1 protein-coding gene is annotated in these 2,879 nt (G+C 64.3%); it reads right to left on the bottom strand.

The window, feature by feature from the left end; genetic code table 11:
* Nucleotides 1-2,879: amino acid adenylation domain-containing protein (locus tag IVB36_RS38035; protein WP_247394882.1), on the bottom strand; the 2,879-nt coding region annotated here is incomplete at both ends.

Genomic DNA, 2,879 nt, shown 5'->3' with positions numbered 1-2,879 from the left:
CCAGAAACTCCAGATTGCCGTCCGGCAGGTACCGCGCGAGATCCCCGGTCCGGTACATCCGTGCGCCGACCTCACCACTGAACGGATCGGCCAAGAACCTCTCCGCCGTCAGTTCGGGCCGGTTCAGATAGCCACGCGCGACCCCCGCCCCGCCAATGTAGAGCTCTCCCACCGCTCCCAACGGAACGGGCGCGCCATGACCATCGAGCAGATACACACGCGTGTTCGCAATCGGACGGCCGATATGCGGCACTGCGTTTTCGATGGAGAGCCGTCCCGAGGTCGCCACGACCGTAGCTTCAGTAGGGCCATAGTTGTTTATCAGCTTTAAAGGCGGTGTTAAAGACGCGGGCATACGGTGGAGACGATCACCGCCAACAAGCAAGTACTCCAATGTGGGATTTACCAGCTTGTCTTCCAACGCGATTGTGGCCAGCGGCGTGATCAGAAAGGCGACTTCGAGCGATTGATCACGCCACCATTCTAGCAGGCGGAGCGAATCTCCCGCTGCCGCTCTGGGAGGTAGAAGCAATGTGCTGCCGTTGTATAACGCAGTCCATAGCTCCCAAGTGCTGGCATCGAATGCTAGTCCGGCAGTGAGTGCGCAACAGGTTTCTGGTTGAAGACAAAACGTTTGCACATGCCAAGCTATCAGATTGACTAATCCGCGATGCTCGACCATGACGCCTTTTGGGGTGCCGGTAGATCCCGAGGTGTAGATCACATAGGCGAGATGGCGCGAGGTCAGGCCAAGCGCACGCGGGTCGGGATCGGAGGCCGGCAGCTTCGCCCAGGCCGATGTCGCCGTCTCGAGATCGACCACCGTCAGATCGGCCAGCGCATCGGCGCCCAGCGCGGATCGTCCCGCAGCATCGGCCAGCAACAGTTGCGGCTGCGCATCCTCAAGAACCTGCTTGAGCCGTGCGCACGGATAGGCCGGATCCAACGGCAGATAGGCGCCACCCGCCTTGAGGATTGCAAGCAGCCCCACCACCATCGCCACGCCGCGCTCAAGGCAGATCGCCACAGGCTGGTCCGGCTTCACCCCGAGCCCGATCAGATGATGCGCCAGCCGGTTCGCCCGTGCATTGAGCTCGCCATAGCTCAAGCGTTCGTCCGCATGGACCACCGCCACCGCATCCGGCGTCTTGGCGACCTGCGCCTCGAACAGCTCATGGATGCACCGCTCTGACGGATACGCCGCCGCCGTGCGGTTCAGTTCCTCCAGCAGGTACGCCCGCTCGTCAGCCGGGAGGATGTCCAGCTCTCGCACCGGCTTGTTGGGGGCATGCTCCAGCGCCTCAGCCAGTTGCTCAAGCGCCCGCTGCATGTAGCCGCAGACCCGGTCCGCAGATATGGGCGTCGCCACCTGCGCCGTCAGGCCGAGCGCCTCGCCAAAATTCTCCACCGACAAGGTCAGCGGATAATTGGTGCGCTCCTCCGCGCCCAGCCATTCCACTCCGGACCAAATATTATCCATTCCAGAAGTAACCACCGACATGGTGTGATGATAGTTCAACAGCGCGCTGAACAGTGGCGCCGGCGCCGCAACGCTGCTGCAGCGTTGCGCCAAGGCCAGCGAGGCATGCTCGTGCGCCAGCAGCTCGGCCAGCCGGCGATGCGTGATCCGGACACTCGCCTCGACCCCGGTGCCATCCAGATCAAGCCGCAGCGGCAGGGTATTGATGAACAGGCCCATGGCGCGGTCGGCGCCGGCGCCTCCATGCATGCGGCCGAACAGCACCGTGCCGAACACCACCTGCTCACGCCCGCTGCTGCGCGCCACCACCTGCCCCCAGGCCAGATGGCACAGGCTCGCCAGGCTCACCCCGAGCCGCCGCGCCTGCACTCGCAGCCGCTCGTTGAGCTCGCGCGGCAGCATCCGCCGCGCCTCGCCGGCTCCACTGCCGTCGCCGCGCACCTCGCTCAGCCCAAACGGCAGCGTCGGCTCATCGATGTCTGCCAGCAGTCTCCGGAAGAACTGCTCATGCTCTTGCGCTCCAACTCCCAGTCGTGCCTGCGCCACCAGATTGCGGAACGGCTGTGGTGCTGCCAGCGCGTGATCGCGACCGCCGAGCACGGCCCGAACCTCGGCATGCATCACTTCCAGCGTGGAATGATCCCCGATCAGATGGTGCAGCAGCTCCAGGAGCAGCCAGCGCGCACTGCCGGGCTCGCGCGCAATCACAAACCGCAACAAGGGCGCCCGGCCAAGATCGATCCGGTGCTGACGCGGATCAAACTGTTGCCTGAGCTGCTCAGCACCATCAGATCCATCCAGCGCGACCTCGGTGACCTCGAGTGGTGTTCGCCGCCAAACCACCTGGGCCGGGCTCGACAGGCCCTCCCAGACAAACGACGTTCTTAAGATATCGTGCCGGTCCACCACCCGCTGGACCGCGGCAAGGTAGCGCTCCAACAGAGCCCGGTCGGCAAATGCCATCTGCGAGACCAGCAGGTATGGATCGCCTCGCCTCGCCAACAGATGATGGAACAGGATGCCGTCCTGCAGCGGCGACAGGGCATAAATGTCCTGGATGTTGCCGAGACCGCCAGGCACCGTGGCGACAATCCGGTCGATCTCCGGCTGCGCCAGCTCGATGAGCGGCAGCAGCTCTGGTGTAATCGCTGCACTCTGCTCCGTGATCAGGTTGGCGGGGATCGCCACCTCATGATGGCTGCCCAGGCTTGCGGCAAGATCGGCCAGCACCGGCTTGGCGAACAGGGTGCGCACCTCGCCCCCAAGCGACAGCCGCCGCAAACGCTCCATCAGTTGAACCGCCAGCAGTGAGTGCCCGCCCAGCTCGAAGAAGTTGTCGTGCCGGCCGACACGTTCCAGGCCCAGAAGCTCGGCCCAGATCTGCGCCAGCGCGATCTCG

The sequence above is a fragment of the Bradyrhizobium sp. 35 genome, assembly GCF_023073215.1.
In the GTDB taxonomy this organism is placed as follows: Bacteria; Pseudomonadota; Alphaproteobacteria; order Rhizobiales; family Xanthobacteraceae; genus Bradyrhizobium; species Bradyrhizobium canariense_D.
This window is presented reverse-complemented; position numbering and strand designations above follow the sequence as displayed.